Genomic DNA, 18,645 nt, shown 5'->3' with positions numbered 1-18,645 from the left:
CCATGAGCGCCATTGTTGACATCGTCGGCCGCGAGATCCTCGACAGCCGCGGCAACCCCACCGTGGAATGCGACGTGCTGCTGGAATCCGGCGTGATGGGCCGTGCCGCCGTGCCGTCGGGCGCGTCGACCGGTTCGCGCGAAGCCATCGAACTGCGTGACGGCGACAAGTCGCGCTACCTGGGCAAGGGCGTGCTCAAGGCCGTCGAGCACATCAACACCGAGATCTCGGAAGCCGTGCTGGGCCTGGACGCCTCCGAGCAGGCCTTCCTGGACAAGACCCTGATCGACCTGGACGGCACCGAGAACAAGAGCCGCCTGGGCGCCAACGCGATGCTGGCCGTGTCGATGGCCGTGGCGCGCGCCGCCGCGGAAGAGTCGGGCCTCCCGCTGTACCGCTACTTCGGCGGCATGGCCGGCAACCAGCTGCCGGTGCCGATGATGAACGTCATCAACGGCGGCGCCCACGCCAACAACTCGATCGACCTGCAGGAACTGATGATCATCCCCGTGGGCGCGCCGTCATTCCGCGAAGCGCTGCGCTGGGGCGCCGAGGTCTTCCATGCGCTGAAGAAGATCATCGACGCCAAGGGCATGTCCACGGCCGTCGGCGACGAAGGCGGCTTCGCCCCGAACGTCGAGAACCACGAAGCCGCGATCCAGATGATCCTGGAGGCGATCGACAAGGCCGGCTACACCGCCGGCGAGCAGATCGCGCTGGGCCTGGACTGCGCCGCCAGCGAGTTCTACAAGGACGGCAAGTACGTGCTGGAAGGCGAAGGCGGCATCCAGCTGACGGCCGAGCAGTGGACCGACATGCTGGCCACCTGGGTCGACAAGTACCCGATCATCTCGATCGAGGACGGCATGGCCGAAGGCGACTGGGACGGCTGGAAGCACATCACCGAGAAGCTGGGCGACAAGGTGCAGCTGGTGGGCGACGACCTGTTCGTCACCAACACCAAGATCCTGAAGGAAGGCATCGACAAGGGCATCGCCAACTCGATCCTGATCAAGATCAACCAGATCGGCACGCTGACCGAGACCTTCGCCGCCATCGAGATGGCCAAGCGCGCCGGCTACACGGCCGTGATCTCGCACCGCTCGGGCGAGACCGAGGACTCGACCATCTCCGACATCGCCGTCGGCCTGAACGCCGGCCAGATCAAGACGGGCTCGCTGTCGCGCTCGGACCGCATGGCCAAGTACAACCAGCTGCTGCGCATCGAGGAAGACCTGGGCGACGTCGCCGTCTACCCCGGCCGCGCCGCGTTCTACAACCTGCGCTGAGCCTGCGCGCGGCCTGACCCCATCGGGGTCCGGCCGCCTGGCGACGAAGAAGGGCGAGTCCATCGGGCTCGCCCTTTTGCATTGCCGGATGCGTCGCGAACGCCACGGATCCCCGTGAATCCGGGGCTCGCGCGGGCGGCCTGGGCACGGGCTGCCACGCGAGGCGGCTACACTCGCGGCCTGTGAAAGCCCTGGCCATCGTCCTCACCGCCTTCCTTGTCGCCATCCAGGCCCAGCTCTGGTTCGGCAAGGGCGGTCTGGCCCGTGGTGTCCAGCTGCGCGCGGAACTGCGCGAGCAGGCCGAGGCCAACGAGAAGGCCCGTGCCCGCAACGCGCAGCTGCAGGCCGAACTGCTCGACCTGCGCGAAGGCCTCGAGATGGTCGAGGAAAAGGCCCGCATGGAGCTGGGCATGGTCAAGCCGGACGAGGTCTTCGTCCCGCTGCGCCGCTGAACTTCCCCACTTCCTGCATGCTCTCGCGGATGGATGCGCTGCTCGGGCCGTTGTCGGCCGCCCTCGATCAATCGCTCAACCTGGCCCTCGCGCCGGCGTTCACCGCGCTGGGCAGCCCTATCAGCTGGCTGGAGCTGGTCGCCTTCGTGCTCGCGATCTGGATGGTCGTGTGCAACATGCGGGTGCAGGTGCTGGCCTGGCCGCTGGCGCTGACCAGCTCGCTGCTCTACTTCCTGCTGTTCTGGAGCGGCAAGCTCTACGGCGAGGCCTCGCTGCAGCTGCTCTTCGCCGCGCTGGCGCTGTGGGGCTGGTGGCAATGGCTGCGCGGCCGCACCGCCGAGGGCGACACGCTGCATGTGCGCACGCTCGGCCCCAAGGGCCGCCTCGCCGCGCTGCTGGTCACGCTGGCCGCCTGGCCGCTACTGGGGCTGTTCCTGCAGCACCGCACCGATTCCCCCCTCCCCTATTGGGATGCCCTCCCCACGGTGGCCAGCATCACCGGCCAGTGGCTGCTGGGCCGGAAGTACCAGGAGAACTGGCCCGTCTGGGTGATGGTCAATCTGGTCAGCATCGGGCTCTTCGCGCTGAAGGGCTACTGGCTGACGGTGGTGCTGTACGCGGTGTTCGTGCCGATGTCGGTGGCCGGCTGGCGCGCGTGGCAGCGACAGCTGCGGCCGGCGACGGTCGCCGCCTGATCCCGCGGCCGACCGCCGCCGTCCTCGCAGACCCTCCCCCATGACGCTGCACATCGCCCTGGTCGGCGCCGAGAGCACCGGCAAGAGCCAGCTCGGCGTGGACCTGCTCGATCACCTGCGGTCGCAGACACGGCTGCGCTGCGCGCTGGTGGGCGAATTCCTGCGCGAGTGGTGCGAGCGCGAAGGCCGCACGCCGCGCCCTGACGAGCAGCGCTCGATCGCCGAGGAACAGTGGCGCCGCGCCGAGGCCGTCGCCGCCGACCACGACCTGGTCCTGCACGACACCACGCCGCTGATGACCGCGGTCTACAGCGAGCAGCTCTTCGGCGACACCTCGCTCCATCCCTTCGCGCTGCGCGTCCAGGCCCGCATGGATGCGACCCTGCTGATGGCGCTGGACCTGCCGTGGGTCGGCGATGGCATGCGCGACGGCCCCCATGCGCAGCAGCCCACCGATCGCCTGCTGCGGCGGGCGCTGCGCGACGCGGGGCTGGGCTACAGCCTGGTGTCGGGCGCCGGTCCGGAGCGGCTGCGGCAGGCGCTCAACGCGCTGGGGCCGCTGCTGCGTCCGCACCTCGGTCGCGAGGACGGTCTCTTCGGCCGGCTGCTGCAGCGCGGCGAACAGCTCGGCGGCGACTGGCGCTGCGAACGCTGCGACGACCCGGCCTGCGAGCACGCCGCCCGCCTTCTGGAACGCCAGCCGCGCGCCTGAACGCGGCCCTCACGATCGGGCCATGCCGGCGAGGCACAATCCGCCGCGTTCCGGACCGCAAACATTTGCGATCCTCTGATCCGGCGCCCCAGGAGCCTTCCCGATGACCCGTCCTTCCGTGCGCCGCCCGCTGGGCGCGCTGTCGATGCTGCTGAGCGCGGCGCTGCTCGCCGCCTGCGGCTCGCTGAGTTCCACCGCCCCCCAGGCGCCGCTGCCGCCCACGTTGGACGCGCCGGTGACGCCGGCCAAGGCCGCCACCGGGACGGTCGCCGTCAAGGTGCTGGCGATCAACGATTTCCACGGCAACCTGCTGCCCCCGGCCGGTGGCATCAAGCTGCCGGACCCGCAGGATCCGGCCAAGACGGTCACCCTGCAGGCCGGCGGCGCCGAACGCATGGCGACGCTGGTCGCGCAACTCAAGGCGAAGAATCCCAATCACGTGTTCGTGGCCGCCGGTGACCTGGTCGGCGCCAGCCCCTTGCTGTCGGCGCTGTTCCATGACGAATCGACGATCGAGTCGCTGGGCCTGATGGGGCTGGACATCTCCTCGGTCGGCAACCACGAGTTCGACCAGGGCATCACCGAACTGCTGCGCAAGCAGCGCGGCGGCTGCCACCCGAAGGACGGCTGCAAGGGCCCGACCGAGTTCAAGGGCGCGAAGTACCAGTACCTGGCCGCCAGCACCATCGACGAGAAGACCGGCCAGCCGGTGCTGCCCGCCTATGCGATCAAGCGCTTCGACGGCGTGCCGGTGGGCTTCATCGGGCTGTCGCTGAAGGGCACGCCGGAGCTGGTGAGCCCCACCGGCATCCGCGGGCTGCGTTTCGACGACGAAGCCGAGACCATCAACCGCCTGGTGCCCGAACTCGAGCGCCAGGGCGTGCATGCGATCGTCGTGCTGATCCACGAGGGCGGTTACCCGAGCGGCGGCATCAACGACTGCCCCGAGATCTCCGGGCCGATCGTGGACATCGTCAAGAAGCTGGACAAGCGCGTCGGGCTGATCGTGTCGGGCCACACGCACCGCGCCTACAACTGCCGCATCGACGGCCGCCTGGTCACCAGCGGCGACAAGTACGGCACCCTGGTCACCGAGATCGACCTGACGCTGGACCGCGCCACCGGCACCCTGACGGAGGCCCGCGCCAACAACGTGGTCGTGCGTCCGGAGACCGCCAGGGACCCGCGCCAGACCCTGCTGATCAGCAGCTACCAGCAGGTGGCGCAGCCGCTGATCGAGCGCCGGGTCGGCTTCCTCGCGCAGGCGCTGAGCAAGGAAGGCGATGACCGCGGCGACGGCGGCGGCACGACGATGGGCCAGCTCGTGGCCGATGCGATGCTGGCCGCGACGCGCGCGCCGGAGAACGGCGGCGCGCAGGTCGCCTTCCAGAACGTCGGCGGCGTGCGCACCGGCCTGATCCATCGTCCGGACGACAGCGTCACCTTCGGCGACCTGTTCGCGGCGCTGCCGTTCTCGAACGCGCTGGTGGTCGTGGAGATGTCGGGCGCCCAGCTGCAGCGGGCGCTCGAGGAACAGTGGTGGGCCGGCGACGCCAAGTGGCTGCCGCTGCAGACCTCGCAGGGCTTCAGCTACCGCTGGGACAAGCGCCGCCCGGTCGGGTCGCGCGTGGTGCCCGGCAGCATGACGCTGGACGGCCGCGTGATCGCGCCCGAGCAGAAGGTCCGCGTCGCCATCAACAACTTCCTGCAGGTCGGTGGGGACAGCTTCAAGACCTTCACCGAAGCCCGCTTCCTGCAGACCGGGCCGATGGACGTCGAGGCCCTGGAGGCCTACTTCAAGGCGCAGGGCAATGGGCGGGTGAAGGCCACCGCGCTGGATCGCGTGATCCGCGTGGACCAGGATCCGCGCTGAAGCTCACTGGACCTGTCTGGAGCCCGGAGCCTGGTTCTGCGGGTCGGTGAAGAGCTCGCCGACATCGACCGCGTCGAAGACGTAGTGGTTGCCGCAGAACTCGCAGCCGATCTCGACGCCGCCCAGCTCCGCCAGCACCTCGTCCACTTCCTGGCGACCCAGCCCCAGCAGCATGCGGCCGACGCGCTCGCGCGAGCAGGTGCAGGCGAAGCGCGGGTACTGCGGGTCGAAGCGGCGCACCGTCTCCTCCCAGAACAGCCGGCGCAGGATGGTGTCGCTGTCCAGCGTCAGCAGCTCCTCGGCCGTCAAGGTGGCGGCCAGCATGCTGATGCGGTTGTAGGCCTCTTCCATCTCCTCGCGCACGACGCCGGAACTAGCGCCCGCCTCGAGGTTGCCCTCGCCTTCGATGGGCAGGCGCTGGATCAGCAGGCCCGCCGCGAGCTGGTCGTTGGCCGCCAGCACCAGCGTGCTCTCGAGCTGCTCCGACTGGCGCATGTAGTGCTGGAGCACGTCGCTCAGCTTTTCCAGCGGCTGGCCGTCCGGCCCGCTCAGCGGCACCACGCCCTGGTAAGGCTGCTGGCCCGGCAGGCGGTCCTTGGGATCGAGCGTGATCGCGCAGCGCCCCTGGCCGTGGACGTTGAGCATCTGCTGCAGCGTGGCGTCGTCCGGCACGGCCTCGCGCGTCTTGGCCGTCGAGCGGAAGCTCATGTCCGGCTGGACCTCAACCACCGCCAGCTTCAACGGCCCGTCCCCCATCACCTGGAAGACCAGCGCGCCGTTGAACTTGATGTTGGCCTGCATCAGCACGCCCGCCGCCGTCATCTGGCCCAGCAGGTCGCGCACCGCCGGCGTCAGCGGCTCCTTGCGCCGGCCCAGCAGCTCCTTCCAGCTCTCGTCCAGGCGGACCAGCATGCCGCGCACCGGCAGGCCTTCGAAGAGGAACTTGTGGAGCTCGCTGGGCGCGGGCTTGGTCGACGTGGTCATGGGACTCCTTTGAATTCGGGTGATCTGGGGGCGGAACGCGGATCGTCAATGCGAACCAGCTCTTCGGCGTAGCGCCGCCCGTTGCGCACGTAATGGGCCGCGCTCATGGCCAGGCCCTGGATCTGCTGCGGGGTGAGCGCGCGCACGACCTTGGCCGGCGAGCCCATGATCAGGCTGCCGTCGGGGAACGTCTTGCCCTCGGTGACCAGCGAGCCGGCGCCCACCAGGCAGTTCGCGCCGATGCGCGCGCCGTTGAGCACCACGGCGCCGATGCCGATCAGCGCGTTGTCGCCGACGGTGCACCCATGCAGCATCACCTGGTGGCCCACCGTGACGTTGCGCCCGAGCGTGAGCGGCATGCCGGCATCGGCGTGCAGCACGCTGCCGTCCTGGATGTTGCTGCCGGCGCCGATGGTGAGGTGGTCGCTGTCGCCGCGCAGCACCGCGTTGAACCAGATGCTGACCTCGTCCTCGAGCGTGACGCGGCCGATGACCTGCGCGCTCTCGGCGACCCAGACGCCGGCGCCGAGTTCCGGCGTGTGCTCGCCGAGGCGGTAGACGGCCATGCGTTTCTCCAAAAGGGATAATTCTACGAATGGAACTTCGAACCCGCGCGCTGCAGGTCCTTCTGATCGCGGACCCGCAGGCCAAGGCGGCCGCGGCTCGCGAACTGCACGCCGCCGCGACGGCCATGACAGGCACACCGTCCGCCTCGCCCGCCGCCGACGGCGCGCCCATCACCCCCAGCCCCGACTGCGGCACCAGCCCCGCCCTCGCGCCCGAGGTCTGGCTCGACACCAGCGCCATCCTGGTCCCGGAGACCGAGCCCCCCGGCCGTCCCGCCCGGCCCCGGCTGGTGGCCGCGCTGCAGGTGGCCTCGCGGTCGCCCTACACGCCTGAAGGTCGCGCGGCGCTGCTGCACGCGATCGCGCACATCGAGTTCAACGCGATCAACCTGGCGCTGGACGCCGTCTGGCGCTTCCCCGACATGCCGCGCGCCTACTACCTCGACTGGCTGCGGGTCGCGGCCGAGGAGGCGCTGCACTTCACGCTGCTCGACGAGCACCTGCGCGGCCTGGGCCGCGCCTATGGCGACTTCGACGCGCACGACGGCCTGTGGACGATGGCGATGCGCACCGCCGGCGACGTGCTCGCCCGCATGGCGCTGGTGCCGCGCACGCTGGAAGCGCGCGGGCTGGACGCGACGCCGCCGCTGCAGGCCAAGTTCGCCAAGGCCGGCGACGCGCGCGCGGTGGAGATCCTCGGCGTGATCCTGCGCGACGAGGTCGGCCATGTGCGCATCGGCAACCACTGGTACCGCCACCTGTGCCGCGAGCGCGGCCTGGATCCGGTCGCGCTCTACCCCGAGCTGGTCGAGCGCCACGAGGCCCCGAAGCTGCGCCCGCCCTTCAACCTCGAGGCCCGCGGCGCCGCCGGCTTCAGCGACGAAGAACTGGCCTATCTCCGCTCATGAAGGCTGGCGCGAAGCTGCGCCCCGGCCCGTCCTCCGCCATCGTCGACACTCCGCCCCATGACCCGCATCCAAGCCAACCTGCTGCTGACCCTCATCGCGATGATCTGGGGCTCGGCCTTCGTCGCCCAGGCCCACGGGATGGAGAGCATCGGGCCGATGATGTTCACCGGCATCCGCTTCCTGATCGGCGCGCTGGTGGTGCTGCCGCTGATCGTGCGGGAACGCCGCGCGCCCGGCGCGACGGTGCTGCGCGGCGGCGACGCGCTGAAGATCATGGGCCTGGGCGCGCTGCTGACCACCGGCGCGGCGCTGCAGCAGATCGGCATCCAGTACACGACCGTCACCAACGCCGGCTTCCTGACCGCGCTGTACGTGCCGCTGGTGCCGCTGCTGGGCTGGCTGCTGCTGCGCCACCTGCCGCACTGGTCGGTGTGGCCGGGCGCGCTGGCCTGCCTGGTCGGCGCCTTCCTGCTGTCGGGCGCGCATGAACTGGACATCGGCCTGGGCGACGCCTGGGTGATCGCCTCCGCGCTGCCCTGGGCGGTGCACGTGCTGCTGGTGGGCATGGTCGCGGACCGGATGAACGCGCCGTTCACCGTCGCTGGCGGCCAGTTCCTGTTCTGCGGCGTGGTGGCGCTGGCCTGGGCCCTCGCCTTCGAGTCATGGAACTGGGCCGGCATCCAGGCCGCCGCCGGGCCCATCCTCTACACCGGCGTGCTGTCGGTGGGCATCGCCTTCACCGGGCAGGTGGTGGCGCAGCGCTATGCCCACGCGGCGGACGCCGCGATCATCCTGTCGTCCGAGACGCTGTTCGCCGCCGTCTTCGGCTACCTGATGATGGGCGACCGGCTCAATGCCGCCGGCCTGCTGGGCTGCGCGCTGATCCTGGGCGCGATGCTGCTGATCCAGCTGCTGCCGATGCTGCGCGTGCTGCGGCCGCGCGCGGCCTGAGCGCCCGACGTCGCGCTCAGTCCAGCGGAAAGGCGCTGGTCTTCTTCACCGTGCGCAGCACCAGCATCGAATTGGCCTTGGCCACGCCCGGCAGCTGCATGAGCACGTGGGTGTGCAGGCGCTCCAGGTCCTCGGCGTCCTTGTAGGCGAAGCGCAGCAGGTAGTCGTTGGTGCCGGCGACGTAGAAGCAGTCGAGCAGCTCCGGCGCGTCCTTCACCGCCTGCTCGAACTCGGCCAGCGCCGCCGGGGTCATGCGCTCCAGGTTGACGATGGTCCAGCTGGTGCCGGGCTTGCCGATCGCCTTCGGATTGAGCAGCGCGACGACGCGGTCGACGACGCCGCTGTCCTCCAGCCGCTTCACGCGCCGCAGGCAGGCCGACGGCGACAGGTGGACCTGCTGGGCGAGGTCCTGGTTGGAGATCCGCGCGTCGCGCTGCAAGACCGCGAGGATCGCGCGGTCGATCGCATCCAATTGCACTTCCTTGAGCATGGGCGGCATTGTGTTCGACGAAATGCGTTCGCAGCCGCATGGGATTGCGCCGTCGCGGGTTTACCCGCTGCCGGAACGCTCACCGATTGCGCGCCGGCTTGCCTAGACTGCCCTGATCGATCACCCGCGCCGAACGCGCCGCCCCGGGAGCCCCGCCATGTCCACCCCCACCCGTCCCGACCTCGACGCCTATTGGATGCCGTTCACCGCCAACCGGCAGTTCAAGCAGTCGCCGCGCCTGCTGACGCGTGCGGACGGCATGTACTTCACCGACGACCAGGGGCGCCAGATCCTGGACGGCGTCGCCGGCCTGTGGTGCGTGAACGCGGGCCACAACCGGCCGCGCATCGTGCGGGCGATCCAGGAACAGGCGGCGGAGCTGGACTTCGCGCCGCCCTTCCAGATGGGCCATCCCAAGGCCTTCGAGCTGGCGTCGCGGCTGGCCGGCATCGCGCCCGAGGGCATGAACAAGGTGTTCTTCACCAACTCCGGCTCGGAGTCGGTGGAGACGGCGCTGAAGATCGCGCTCGCCTACCACCGCGCCCGCGGCGAAGGCCAGCGCACCCGCCTGATCGGCCGCGAGCGCGGTTATCACGGCGTCAACTTCGGCGGCATGTCGGTGGGCGGCATGGTCGCCAACCGCAAGATGTTCGGGACGCTGCTGGCGGGCGTCGACCACCTGCGCCATACCCACGACATCGTCCGCAATGCCTTCAGCGTCGGCCTGCCGGCGCATGGCGCGGAACTGGCCGACGACCTGGAGCGCCTGGTCGCGCTGCATGACGCGTCGACGATCGCGGCGGTGATCGTCGAGCCGGTGGCCGGCTCGGCGGGCGTGCTGATCCCGCCGCAGGGCTACCTGCAGCGCCTGCGCGAGATCTGCGACCGGCACGGCATCCTGCTGATCTTCGACGAGGTCATCACCGGCTTCGGCCGCACCGGCCAGGCCTTCGCGGCGCAGACCTTCGGCGTGACGCCGGACCTGATGACGGTCGCCAAGGGCCTGACCAACGGCTGCGTGCCGATGGGCGCGGTGCTGGCGCAGCAGCGCATCCACGACGCCTTCATGACCGGGCCGGACCACCTGATCGAGTTCTTCCACGGCTACACCTACTCGGCGCATCCGCTGGCCTGCGCGGCGGGACTGGCGACGCTGGACACCTATGCCGAGGACGGCCTGCTGACGCGGGCCGCGGAGCTCCAGGGCTACTTCGCCGAGCAGCTGCATGCGCTGCGCGGCGAGCCGCATGTGATCGACGTGCGCAACCTCGGGCTGGTGGGCGGCGTCGAGCTGTCGCCGCGCGCCGGGGAGCCGACCCGCCGCGCCTTCGAGACCTTCCTCGACTGCTGGCAGCAAGGCGTGCTGATCCGCACCACGGGCGACATCCTGGCGCTGTCGCCCCCGCTGATCGCGGAGCGCGAGCACCTGGACCGCATGATCGACGCGATCCGCGTGGCCTTGCGACGCCTGAAGTAACCCCGCCCCGAGGCCGGGCGCGCCCGCCGCGGCCTCGGGCATCATCCCGCCCCATGTCCAGCGTCACGACCGATACGCCTGCCGCGCCCGCCGCGGCGCTCACACCGCCCGACAGCCCCGCGCCGCACGGCCGGCACGGCCCACACGACCCTCACGGCCTTCCCGGCCATCCAGGCCATCACGTCCCCTGGCTCTCCTACCTGAGCCTGGCCGCCAGCACCAGCGTGATCGGCAGCTACGTCGGGCTGTCCAAGCTGCTGGTGCTGGTCTTTCCGGTCTTCCTGCTGGCCTTCCTGCGCTTTGGCATGGCCGCGGTGTTCATGCTGCCGTGGCTGCGTCGCGGGCCGGCCGAGGCACCGCTCTCCCGCCGCACCCGATGGCTGCTCTTCCTCGAATCCTTCTTCGGCAACTTCCTGTTCTCGATCTGCCTGCTGTTCGGGATGAAGCACAGCTCGGCGGTCGTGGCCGGCGTGATCATGGCCGGCATCCCGGCGACGGTCGCGCTGATGAGCTGGCTCTTCCTGCGCGAGCGCATCGCCCCGCGCACGCTGGCCGGCATCGCGATGGCGGTCGGCGGCATCGCGCTGGTGGCGCTCAGCAAGCACGGCGACGGCGCCGGCGCGCCGACCTCGGGCTGGGGCGCGCTGCTGCTGGTCGGCGCGATGTGCTGCGAGGCCAGCTACGTCGTCATCGGCAAGCGCCTGACCGCGGACCTGCCGCCGCGCCGCATCAGCGCGCTGATCAACCTCTGGGGCCTGGTGCTGGTCACGCCGCTGGGCCTGTGGCAGGCGATGGACTTCGACTTCGGCGCCGTCGCGGTGAAGGACTGGGGCCTGCTGCTCTTCTACGCGATCGCCGCCAGCACCATCACGGTCTGGCTCTGGATGAAGGGCCTGCAGCACGTCAGCGCGGCCAAGGCCGGCGTCTTCATGGTGTTCCTGCCGGTGTCGACGGCGCTGGTGGGACTGGTCTTCCTCGGCGAACGCATGAACGCCATCCAGCTGGTGGCCTATGCGCTGGCGCTTGGCGGCGTGATGCTCGCCACCTGGCCGGCGCGCCAGACCAGTCGAACCCAGGGATTCCACCGGTCTTAGTCCAGTTTTACTACCAATGTAATACCATTTAGGGATTCACCCGCTAAGATGGGCTGATCGAACTTGCCGGAAGCGCTCGCTTCCGAACCGCCCATCCCCGCCGATGAACGCGAACGCCCCTTCCCCGGCCCTCACGCCTCCGCTTCCGACCGTCGTCGCCGCCACCGCCAGCCAGGCGGACTGGGAGTCCTGGATCAGCAGCTGGTATGCCCTCCTGGGGCAGCCACTGCGTACCGGTGTCAGTCCTTTGACGCCTTCGGGCGCCCGCGGCGCTGCCGATGCCTCGGCCCATCCGTCCCCGCAAATCCTGGTCTTCGCGCCGCATCCGGACGACGAATGCATCGTCGGCGCGCTGCCGCTGCGCCTGCGCCAGGAAGCCGGCTGGCGGGTGACCAACGTCGCGGTGACCCTGGGCAGCAAGCAGCAACGCCGTGCCGAGCGCTGGGCCGAACTGGGCGCCGCCTGCGACGTGCTGGGCTTCGACCTGCGCCTGCTGGCCGCCGACGGCTTCGAGCAGGTCAAGCCCGAAGCGGCGGCCGCGCGCACGGCGCTGTGGCAGGAACAGGTCAGGCTGGTCGCCGAGTTGCTGGCGGCGGAGCAGCCGGCGCTGATCCTCGTGCCGCATGCGGGCGACGGCATTCCGACCCACATCGGCGTCCACCTGCTGGTCACCGAGGCGCTGACCCAGGCGCGGATCTCCACCGTCTTCGCCCACACCGAGTTCTGGGCGACACAGCCGGCGCCGACCACGCTGATCGAGACCGGCCAGCGCGACACCGCCCGGCTGGTGCGCGCGCTGGCCTGCCACCACGGCGAGATCGCGCGCAATCCGTATCACCTGCGCCTGCCCGCCTGGATGGCCGACAACGTGCGTCGCGGCGGCGAGCTGCTCGCCGGCGCGGGCGAGGCGCCGCCGGACTTCGCCTTCGGCACGCTGTACCGGCTGACGCGCTGGGTCGACGGCGCGCCCGCCAGCGACCTGCCCAGCACGCACTGGTCCTGCGACACGCCGCTCGACGCGAAGGCGCTGCTCGGCGGTTGAGCGCCGTCCGCGCCCCAACCTGAACTCATCGCCGGTCGCGCTTTCGGCATACGCGGCGCGCACGCGCGTCCGCGCGGCGGGCCTATGCTCGGCGCTTCCCTCTTTCGAGCTCCCTCCCTCACCCCATGAGCGACGCCCGCACCGACCACCCGACCCACCTCCGCGTCCACCAGTTCGCCGGCCTGAAACCCGGTCCGAAGCTGCTGGTGACGGCCGCCGTGCACGGCAACGAGGTCGCCGGCGTCGGCGCGATCGAGCGCGTGATGCGGATGTTCGACGAGGGCCGGCTCACGCTGCTCAAGGGCACGCTGACGATGATCCCCATCGTCAATCCGCTGGCGCACCGGCTGCAGCGCCGCGAGGGCGAGCGCAACCTCAACCGCAACCTGCGCGTGAACCCGATCCCGCAGGACTTCGAGGACCGCATCGCCAATCGCCTGTGCCCCTGGATCGCCGCCAGCGACGTGATGCTGGACCTGCACAGCTTCAACAATCCCGGGCCGGCCTTCGCGATGCTCGGCCCGCGCGACAACGACGGCGAGCTCGAGCCCTTCCGCCACCAGGCCGCCGAGAGCGCGCTGGCGCTGGCGGTGGGCACGTCGCGCATCGTCGAGGGCTGGCTCTCGACGTATGCGCTCGGCCTGAAGCGCCGCGCCGAGAAGGCCGCCGACGGCTCGCGCCGCATGGCGCTGCAGCAGGATCCGCATTACGGCGTCGGCACCACCGAGTACATGCGCAGCACCGGCGGCTACTGCATCACGCTGGAGTGCGGCCAGCACGCCGATCCCCAGGGGCCCGAGGTCGCCTTCAAGGCGATCCTGCGCACGCTGGCGCTGCTGGGCATGGTCGCGCCGGAGGCGGTGGAGCCGGCCGATCCGAAGCGGCCGGTCGAGCTGCTGCAACTCTACGAGGTCATCGACCGCGAAAGCGTCGACGACCGCTTCGAGCGCCAGTGGGCCAGCTTCGACCCGATCGCGGAAGGCGAGCGCATCGGCACGCGCGCCGACGGCACGCCGGTGCTGGCGCCCTTCGGCGGCCGCATCGTGTTCCCCAACAACAACGCCGAGCCCGGCCATGAGTGGTTCTACCTGGCAAAGCCCAGCGACCGCGTGTTGACTTGAGCTTCTGGCTAGAGTCGCCGGCATGAACGATACCCCCGCCGCCACCGCCGCCACCCTCCCCCCGCTGCGCATCGACTTCGTCTCCGACGTCGCCTGCCCCTGGTGCGCGGTGGGATTGAAGTCGCTGGAGACCGCCCTCGCCCGCCTGCCGGACGTGGCCGTCGACCTGCACTTCCAGCCCTTCGAGCTCAACCCCCAGATGGCCCCGGAGGGGGAGGACATCGAGGAGCACCTCACCCGCAAGTACGGCTCGACCAGCGAGCAGCGCCAGCAGATCCGGGCGCACCTGCGCCAGCGCGGCGCCGACGTGGGATTCACCTTCACCGAGGGCGCGCGCAGCCGCATCTGGAACACCTTCGACGCGCACCGGCTGCTGCACTGGGCGGGCCTGCAGTCCGCGCAGGCGCAGCGCGACCTGAAGCTGGCGCTGCTGACCGCATATCACACCCATGGCCGCAATCCGGGTGACCGCGAGACGCTGCTGGCGGCGGTCCGCGAGATCGGCCTGGACGCCGCCGAGGCCGCCCGCGTCCTCGACAGCGGCGAGTTCGCCGAGGACGTGCGCCAGACGGAATCGCTGTGGCTGGGCCGCGGCATCAGCTCGGTGCCGGCGGTCGTGATCAACGAGAAGTACCTGATCCAGGGCGGCCAGCCGCCGGAGGCCTTCGAACAGGCGCTGCGCCAGATCGCCGCCGAAGCGGGGCAGGCCTGACCGGCAAGCCCCGGCGTCCTGGAGCACGCGCACGGGTCGTCACGCAAGGGGGTTGATCCGCGTCCGGACCGGCCGCCGGATTTGAGACAATCCGCCCATCGTTTGAACGGGGCCACGCGTCGTCCGCTTGGCCCCGTTGTCATTCCTGGCGCGTGCGCGCGCCGTCACCGCCTGACGCAGTTTCCAGATGTTCAAGAACCTGATCGTTTACCGCCTGTCCAACGACTGGCAGCCCAATGCCGAGAAGCTCGAGGACGCCCTCGAGAACGAGCGTTTCGCGCCCTGCGGCGCCACGGAAGCCCTGTCGGCCGGCTGGGTGCCGCCGCGCGGCGAGCCCGGCGCCCGGCTGCTGGAGGAGATCGACGGCCACTGGCTACTGAGCCTGCGCATGGAGAAGCGGGTGCTGCCCGGCTCGGTGGTGCGGGAGAAGGTCGAGGAGATGGTCGAGCGGATCGAGCTCGAGACCGGCCGCCGGCCCGGCAAGAAGCAGCAGCGCGACATGAAGGAGCAGGCCACGCTGGAGCTGCTGCCGCGCGCGTTCACGCTGCAATCGCACCTGCGGGTGTGGATCTCGCCCAAGCAGGGCCTGCTGATGGTGGATGCGGGCTCGATCGGCAAGGCCGACGAACTGATCACGCTGCTGGTGAAGGCCGATTCGTCGATCAACCTGCACCTGCTGCAGAGCGCCGAATCGCCGGCCGCCTGCATGGCGGCATGGCTGATGGACGGCGTGCCGCCCAAGGACTTCGTGATCGACCGCGATTGCGAGCTCAAGGCCGCCGACGAGATGAAGGCGGCGGTGCGCTACGCCCGCCACAACCTGGACACCGACGAGGTCAAGGCGCACCTGACCAGCGGCAAGATGCCGACGCGCCTGGCGATGACCTGGAAGGAGCGCGTGTCCTTCACCCTGACGGACACGATGCAGATCAAGGGCATCAAGTTCCTGGACGTGGTCTTCGACGGGCGGGACAAGCCGGCCAAGGACGAGGCCTTCGACGTGGACGCGGCGCTGGCGACCGGTGAGCTCGCGCAGCTGATCCCCGACATGATCGAGGGCCTGGGCGGCGAGCTGGACTTCATCGGCCAGTCGGCCAAGATCGCGGCCGAGCACGCGCCGGGCGGCGCGAAGGCGCCCGCGCCTGCGGCGGCCTCGCCGGCCAAGGATGAGGACCTGGCCACCGAAGCGGCGCCCTGGGATTGAGGCACCGCGCGCTGCGACGACCCTCACCCCTGCCCTCTCCCGCAAGCGGGAGAGGGAGTGTTCAGCGCGCAGTCCGCCGCCCGCTCCCAAGTTAACTCTCAGGGAGCAGCCCTCAACCAGATTTCCGCTCGTCAGCGAGCCATCCCCTCGCCCCCAGAGGGGGAGAGGGTTAGGGTGAGGGGGCTCTCCCTCAAGCGGGAACGGTGGTCCGCAGGGAAACGCCGCTCAGAACAGGTCCTGCTGTTCGCCCGCCTGCTGACCGGTGGCCCGGGCCTCGATCGCCAGGATCTTCAGCTTGGTCGCCACGCCGCCTGCCGCGGAGAACCCCGTGAGGTTCGCCGCCTTGCCCGCCGAGGGGGCGCCCATCACGCGATGGCAGGGCACGATCGGCGCGAACGGGTTGTGCCCCTCCGCGCGGCCGACGGCGCGCGCCGCGCCGGGCTGGCCCAGCCGCATCGCGACCTCGCCGTAGGTCAGCGTCTGCCCGACCGGAATGCGGCGCGTCAGCGCCAGCACCTCGCGATCGAAGGCCGGTACCGCGCTGTCGTCGAGCTCGACCTCGAGCAGGTCGCGCGCCTCGCCCGCGAGCAGCGCCCGCACGCCCTCGCAGGCCGCCTGCACCGCCGCAGGCAACTCCCCGAACGCCGCCACCTCGCGCGCCGCCGGAAATCGCACCCACATGCGATCGCGGGTCAGCGACGGCGTCTCCTCCGGCAGCTGCGATCCGACGACGCCGCGCTCGGTCCACGCGATGCCGCAGTGGCCGAGCACCGTCGGATAGCAATGGAAGAACACCTGCGGAGCCATGGCGCGATCCTGATCCGCGTCGCGGTCAGCCCGTGGCAGGAGCGGACTCGACGGGCGGCTTGAACGCCGGATGCTGGCTGGCGATCTCTGCCGCTTGCAGTCGGGCCTCGGTGGCGAGGCGGGCCACCTCGCGCGGCGCCATCGCCTTGAGCTTGTGGTCGGACCACACCTGGCGCCAGCGGCGCGCGCCGGGCAGGCCGTTCCACAGTCCCAGCGCGTGGCGCATCGCCTGCGACCACGGCCGGCCCAGCGCGACCTGGCGGTCCAGGTAGGCCAGCCACTGCTCCTCGACCTCCTCGCGGCGCGTGACCCGCGGCTGCGCCTCGCCGAAGAAGCGCTGGTCCCAGTGCGCCATCTGCCAGGGCTCGTGATACGCCTGCCGGCCGATCATCACGCCGTCGACGTGGTTCAGCTGCTCGGCGATCTCGTCGTCCGACTTCAAGCCGCCGTTGATCGCGATCGTCAGCCGCGGGAATTCGCGCTTGAGGCGATGGACCAGCTCGTAGCGCAGCGGCGGGATGTCGCGGTTCTCCTTCGGCGACAGCCCCTGCAGCCAGGCATTGCGCGCATGGACGATGAAGACCTCGCAGCCGGCCTCGGCGACCTGGCCGACGAAGTCCCGCACGAAGTCGTAGCTCTCGATCCGGTCGATGCCGATGCGGTGCTTGACGGTGACCGGGATGGAGACGGCATCGCGCATCGCCTTGACGCCATCGGCGACCAGCGCCGGCTCGGCCATCAGGCAGGCGCCGAACGCGCCGCGCTGCACGCGCTCGCTGGGGCAGCCGCAATTCAGGTTGACCTCGTCATAGCCCCACTGCTCGGCCAGCCGGGCGCAGGCGGCCAGGTCGGCCGGCTCGGAGCCACCCAGCTGCAGCGCGACCGGATGCTCCTCCGGATTGAAGTCGAGGTGGCGCGGCTGGTCGCCGTGCAGGATGGCGCCGGTGGTCACCATCTCGGTGTAGAGCAGCGTGTGGCGCGTCAGCAGCCGATGCAGGAAACGGCAATCGGCGGTCGTCCAGTCCAGCATGGGAGCGACGGACAGGCGCCAGGGGGAAAACGTCGGGGACATGGGCGCGGATTATCCCGGAGCGCGAATCCCCACACGCCCGGGCGCTGCGCCCGCCTTGCCAAGGAAGCACACCGCCGTCGTACCATGCCGACCGCTCATGTACCCGTCCCCTCGCCCGCTCCGGAGCCTTCGGCGTCTCCGCGGCTTCGTCCTCGCGCTGTTGATCTCGGCGTGGCTGCCCCTGCCGCGGGCCGTGGCCGCGACCGAGACCGCGGCGCCGGCGAAGGTCGCGAACAGCGCGAAGACCACCAGCGCCCAGTCGTCCAAGCGGAACTCGGCGTCGTCGACGCGCCCCCCAAAAACCTTGAAAGCTGCGCCAGTCGCGAAACCGACGAGCGCCGCGAAGACGTCGACCGGCCCGAAAGCCCCGAAGACATCAAAGACTTCGAAGCCATCGAAGGCCTCGCAAGCGTCGAAGGCATCGACGGGCTCGAAGGCCGCCAGACGCTCGACGTCGACCGGCATCGCCAAGCCGGGCGGCGCCTCGAAAGCGACGGCGCTGGCAGCGACGGCTGCGGCGACGGCATCCATCTCCACGGTCGCCACCGCCGCGCCGGCGGTGAACGCCGAGGCCGCGGACATCGACGAGCTGCGCGCACGTCTGGCCGCTCGCACGCTGCTGCTGATGCGGCGCGTCGAGGTCGACGATGTCTCGATCGAGGTCTGGTCGAACGCGGTGCCTCGGCGCTTCTACGTGGCCGTCCTGCAGCACGGCGAGCTGCGGCGCACGCTGGTGTCGTCCGACGAGGCCGAGGCTTGGCAACGCTTCGACAGTTTCCGGCGCATGGCCGCCGCCGGCGAAGTCGGGCGCCCGGTGCTGCTGGGCCGGATGACCGAGGCCACGCTCCCCGAGCCGCTGCTGCCGGCCGTGCCGCTGACGCCGATCTCCGACGGCCCGGACCTGCGCTTCTTCGGCAGCGCGGTGGAGACCCTGCGCCGCCAGCGCTTTGGCGACGAGGTCGTGCGCCTGGTCTGGAGCGCGGAGACGCAGGAATATTTCGCCGCCCTCACCCGCCACAGCACGGTGGTCATGATGCTGCGCAGCCGCGACGCCGACGACGCCACCCGCGCCTACGACAACTTCCTGCGCCAGGCCGAGGCCCGCGCCACGCTGCTGCCGGCCACCGCCGCTTCGGCGGCGGTGTCGACGCCGGCATCGGCACCGGCTCGCTGACGCCTCACCGGCCCAAGGCCCG

20 protein-coding genes are annotated in these 18,645 nt (G+C 70.5%); 14 read left to right on the top strand and 6 right to left on the bottom strand.

Translation table 11 applies throughout. From position 1 onward, the window contains the following. Nucleotides 1-2 precede the first annotated feature (2 nt). From eno to BM393_RS06380, 5 genes are all read left to right on the top strand, one after another. Entirely contained in the window at nt 3-1,289 is a 1,287-nt protein-coding gene (eno, locus tag BM393_RS06400) for a phosphopyruvate hydratase (protein WP_091723658.1), read from the top strand. 182 nt (nt 1,290-1,471) lie between these two features. Beyond that, nucleotides 1,472-1,741, top strand: coding sequence for a cell division protein FtsB (gene ftsB / locus BM393_RS06395; RefSeq protein WP_091723656.1), 270 nt, complete (start codon nt 1,472-1,474; stop codon nt 1,739-1,741). 29 nt (nt 1,742-1,770) lie between these two features. Further along, complete coding sequence (gene pnuC, locus BM393_RS06390; RefSeq protein ID WP_091725116.1) at nt 1,771-2,436, top strand: nicotinamide riboside transporter PnuC; 666 nt, start codon at nt 1,771-1,773, stop codon at nt 2,434-2,436. A 40-nt stretch (nt 2,437-2,476) separates the two neighbouring features. Continuing rightward, nucleotides 2,477-3,148: an AAA family ATPase gene (locus BM393_RS06385; RefSeq protein WP_091723653.1), complete on the top strand. Its 672-nt coding sequence runs from the start codon at nt 2,477-2,479 to the stop codon at nt 3,146-3,148. Nucleotides 3,149-3,251: 103 nt separating this feature from the next. Continuing rightward, nucleotides 3,252-5,021: a bifunctional UDP-sugar hydrolase/5'-nucleotidase gene (locus tag BM393_RS06380; protein ID WP_091723650.1), complete on the top strand. Its 1,770-nt coding sequence runs from the start codon at nt 3,252-3,254 to the stop codon at nt 5,019-5,021. A 3-nt stretch (nt 5,022-5,024) separates the two neighbouring features. Here the strand turns inward: BM393_RS06380 and BM393_RS06375 are convergent, their stop codons facing one another. Both BM393_RS06375 and BM393_RS06370 read right to left on the bottom strand, forming a co-directional pair. Continuing rightward, on the bottom strand, nt 5,025-6,005 hold the full coding sequence (locus BM393_RS06375) for an Hsp33 family molecular chaperone HslO (RefSeq protein ID WP_091723647.1): 981 nt from the start codon (nt 6,003-6,005) through the stop codon (nt 5,025-5,027). Continuing rightward, nucleotides 6,002-6,571 (bottom strand): gamma carbonic anhydrase family protein, encoded by a 570-nt coding sequence (locus BM393_RS06370; protein WP_091723644.1) that lies wholly within the window; start codon nt 6,569-6,571, stop codon nt 6,002-6,004. Before BM393_RS06370 ends, BM393_RS06375 begins: the two co-directional genes overlap by 4 nt. Nucleotides 6,572-6,600: 29 nt before the next feature. Here BM393_RS06370 and BM393_RS06365 point away from each other — a divergent pair, with 29 nt between their 5' ends. Continuing rightward, nucleotides 6,601-7,479 carry a ferritin-like domain-containing protein gene (locus BM393_RS06365; RefSeq protein ID WP_091723642.1) on the top strand — a complete coding sequence of 293 codons (879 nt, stop codon included), beginning with the start codon at nt 6,601-6,603 and terminating at the stop codon, nt 7,477-7,479. A 57-nt stretch (nt 7,480-7,536) separates the two neighbouring features. Beyond that, on the top strand, nt 7,537-8,430 hold the full coding sequence (locus BM393_RS06360) for a DMT family transporter (RefSeq protein WP_091723639.1): 894 nt from the start codon (nt 7,537-7,539) through the stop codon (nt 8,428-8,430). A 16-nt stretch (nt 8,431-8,446) separates the two neighbouring features. Here BM393_RS06360 and BM393_RS06355 read toward each other — a convergent pair whose 3' ends face one another. Further along, nucleotides 8,447-8,920, bottom strand: a complete 474-nt coding sequence (locus BM393_RS06355) for an Lrp/AsnC family transcriptional regulator (protein WP_091723636.1) — start codon at nt 8,918-8,920, stop codon at nt 8,447-8,449. Nucleotides 8,921-9,077: 157 nt separating this feature from the next. On the opposite strand from BM393_RS06355, the gene BM393_RS06350 reads away from it, so the two are divergent. The 6 genes from BM393_RS06350 (at nt 9,078) to BM393_RS06325 (ending at nt 15,570) form a co-directional block, all read left to right on the top strand. Then, a complete protein-coding gene (locus BM393_RS06350) occupies nt 9,078-10,397 on the top strand; it encodes an aspartate aminotransferase family protein (RefSeq protein ID WP_091723632.1) in 1,320 nt (439 codons plus the stop codon). Between the two features lie 53 nt (nt 10,398-10,450). Beyond that, nucleotides 10,451-11,491 (top strand): DMT family transporter, encoded by a 1,041-nt coding sequence (locus BM393_RS06345; protein ID WP_141225246.1) that lies wholly within the window; start codon nt 10,451-10,453, stop codon nt 11,489-11,491. Nucleotides 11,492-11,594: 103 nt separating this feature from the next. Further along, nucleotides 11,595-12,533 carry a PIG-L deacetylase family protein gene (locus BM393_RS06340; protein ID WP_091723629.1) on the top strand — a complete coding sequence of 313 codons (939 nt, stop codon included), beginning with the start codon at nt 11,595-11,597 and terminating at the stop codon, nt 12,531-12,533. Between the two features lie 125 nt (nt 12,534-12,658). Then, nucleotides 12,659-13,654 carry a succinylglutamate desuccinylase/aspartoacylase family protein gene (locus tag BM393_RS06335; RefSeq protein ID WP_091723626.1) on the top strand — a complete coding sequence of 332 codons (996 nt, stop codon included), beginning with the start codon at nt 12,659-12,661 and terminating at the stop codon, nt 13,652-13,654. A gap of 22 nt (nt 13,655-13,676) precedes the next feature. Continuing rightward, a complete protein-coding gene (locus BM393_RS06330) occupies nt 13,677-14,366 on the top strand; it encodes a DsbA family oxidoreductase (protein ID WP_091723623.1) in 690 nt (229 codons plus the stop codon). 187 nt (nt 14,367-14,553) lie between these two features. Further along, entirely contained in the window at nt 14,554-15,570 is a 1,017-nt protein-coding gene (locus BM393_RS06325; RefSeq protein WP_091723621.1) for a recombination-associated protein RdgC, read from the top strand. A gap of 225 nt (nt 15,571-15,795) precedes the next feature. Here BM393_RS06325 and BM393_RS06320 read toward each other — a convergent pair whose 3' ends face one another. From BM393_RS06320 to BM393_RS06310, 3 genes are read right to left on the bottom strand one after another with little or no spacing between them, the layout of a single operon-like run. After that, nucleotides 15,796-16,377 carry a methylated-DNA--[protein]-cysteine S-methyltransferase gene (locus BM393_RS06320; RefSeq protein ID WP_091723618.1) on the bottom strand — a complete coding sequence of 194 codons (582 nt, stop codon included), beginning with the start codon at nt 16,375-16,377 and terminating at the stop codon, nt 15,796-15,798. Between the two features lie 25 nt (nt 16,378-16,402). Beyond that, nucleotides 16,403-17,449, bottom strand: a complete 1,047-nt coding sequence (dusA, locus tag BM393_RS06315; protein WP_091723615.1) for a tRNA dihydrouridine(20/20a) synthase DusA — start codon at nt 17,447-17,449, stop codon at nt 16,403-16,405. 9 nt (nt 17,450-17,458) lie between these two features. Continuing rightward, nucleotides 17,459-18,031 carry a hypothetical protein gene (locus BM393_RS06310; protein WP_141225245.1) on the bottom strand — a complete coding sequence of 191 codons (573 nt, stop codon included), beginning with the start codon at nt 18,029-18,031 and terminating at the stop codon, nt 17,459-17,461. Between BM393_RS06310 and BM393_RS06305 the strand changes: the two genes are divergently transcribed. Continuing rightward, a complete protein-coding gene (locus BM393_RS06305) occupies nt 18,009-18,623 on the top strand; it encodes a hypothetical protein (protein ID WP_091723609.1) in 615 nt (204 codons plus the stop codon). The two genes, BM393_RS06310 and BM393_RS06305, sit on opposite strands and share 23 nt — an antisense overlap. Nucleotides 18,624-18,645 lie beyond the last annotated feature (22 nt).

It is taken from the genome of Mitsuaria sp. PDC51 (assembly GCF_900113225.1).
In the GTDB taxonomy this organism is placed as follows: Bacteria; Pseudomonadota; Gammaproteobacteria; order Burkholderiales; family Burkholderiaceae_C; genus Roseateles.
The sequence above is the reverse complement of the archived record's forward strand: the minus strand, read 5'-3'. Positions and strand labels throughout refer to the sequence as shown.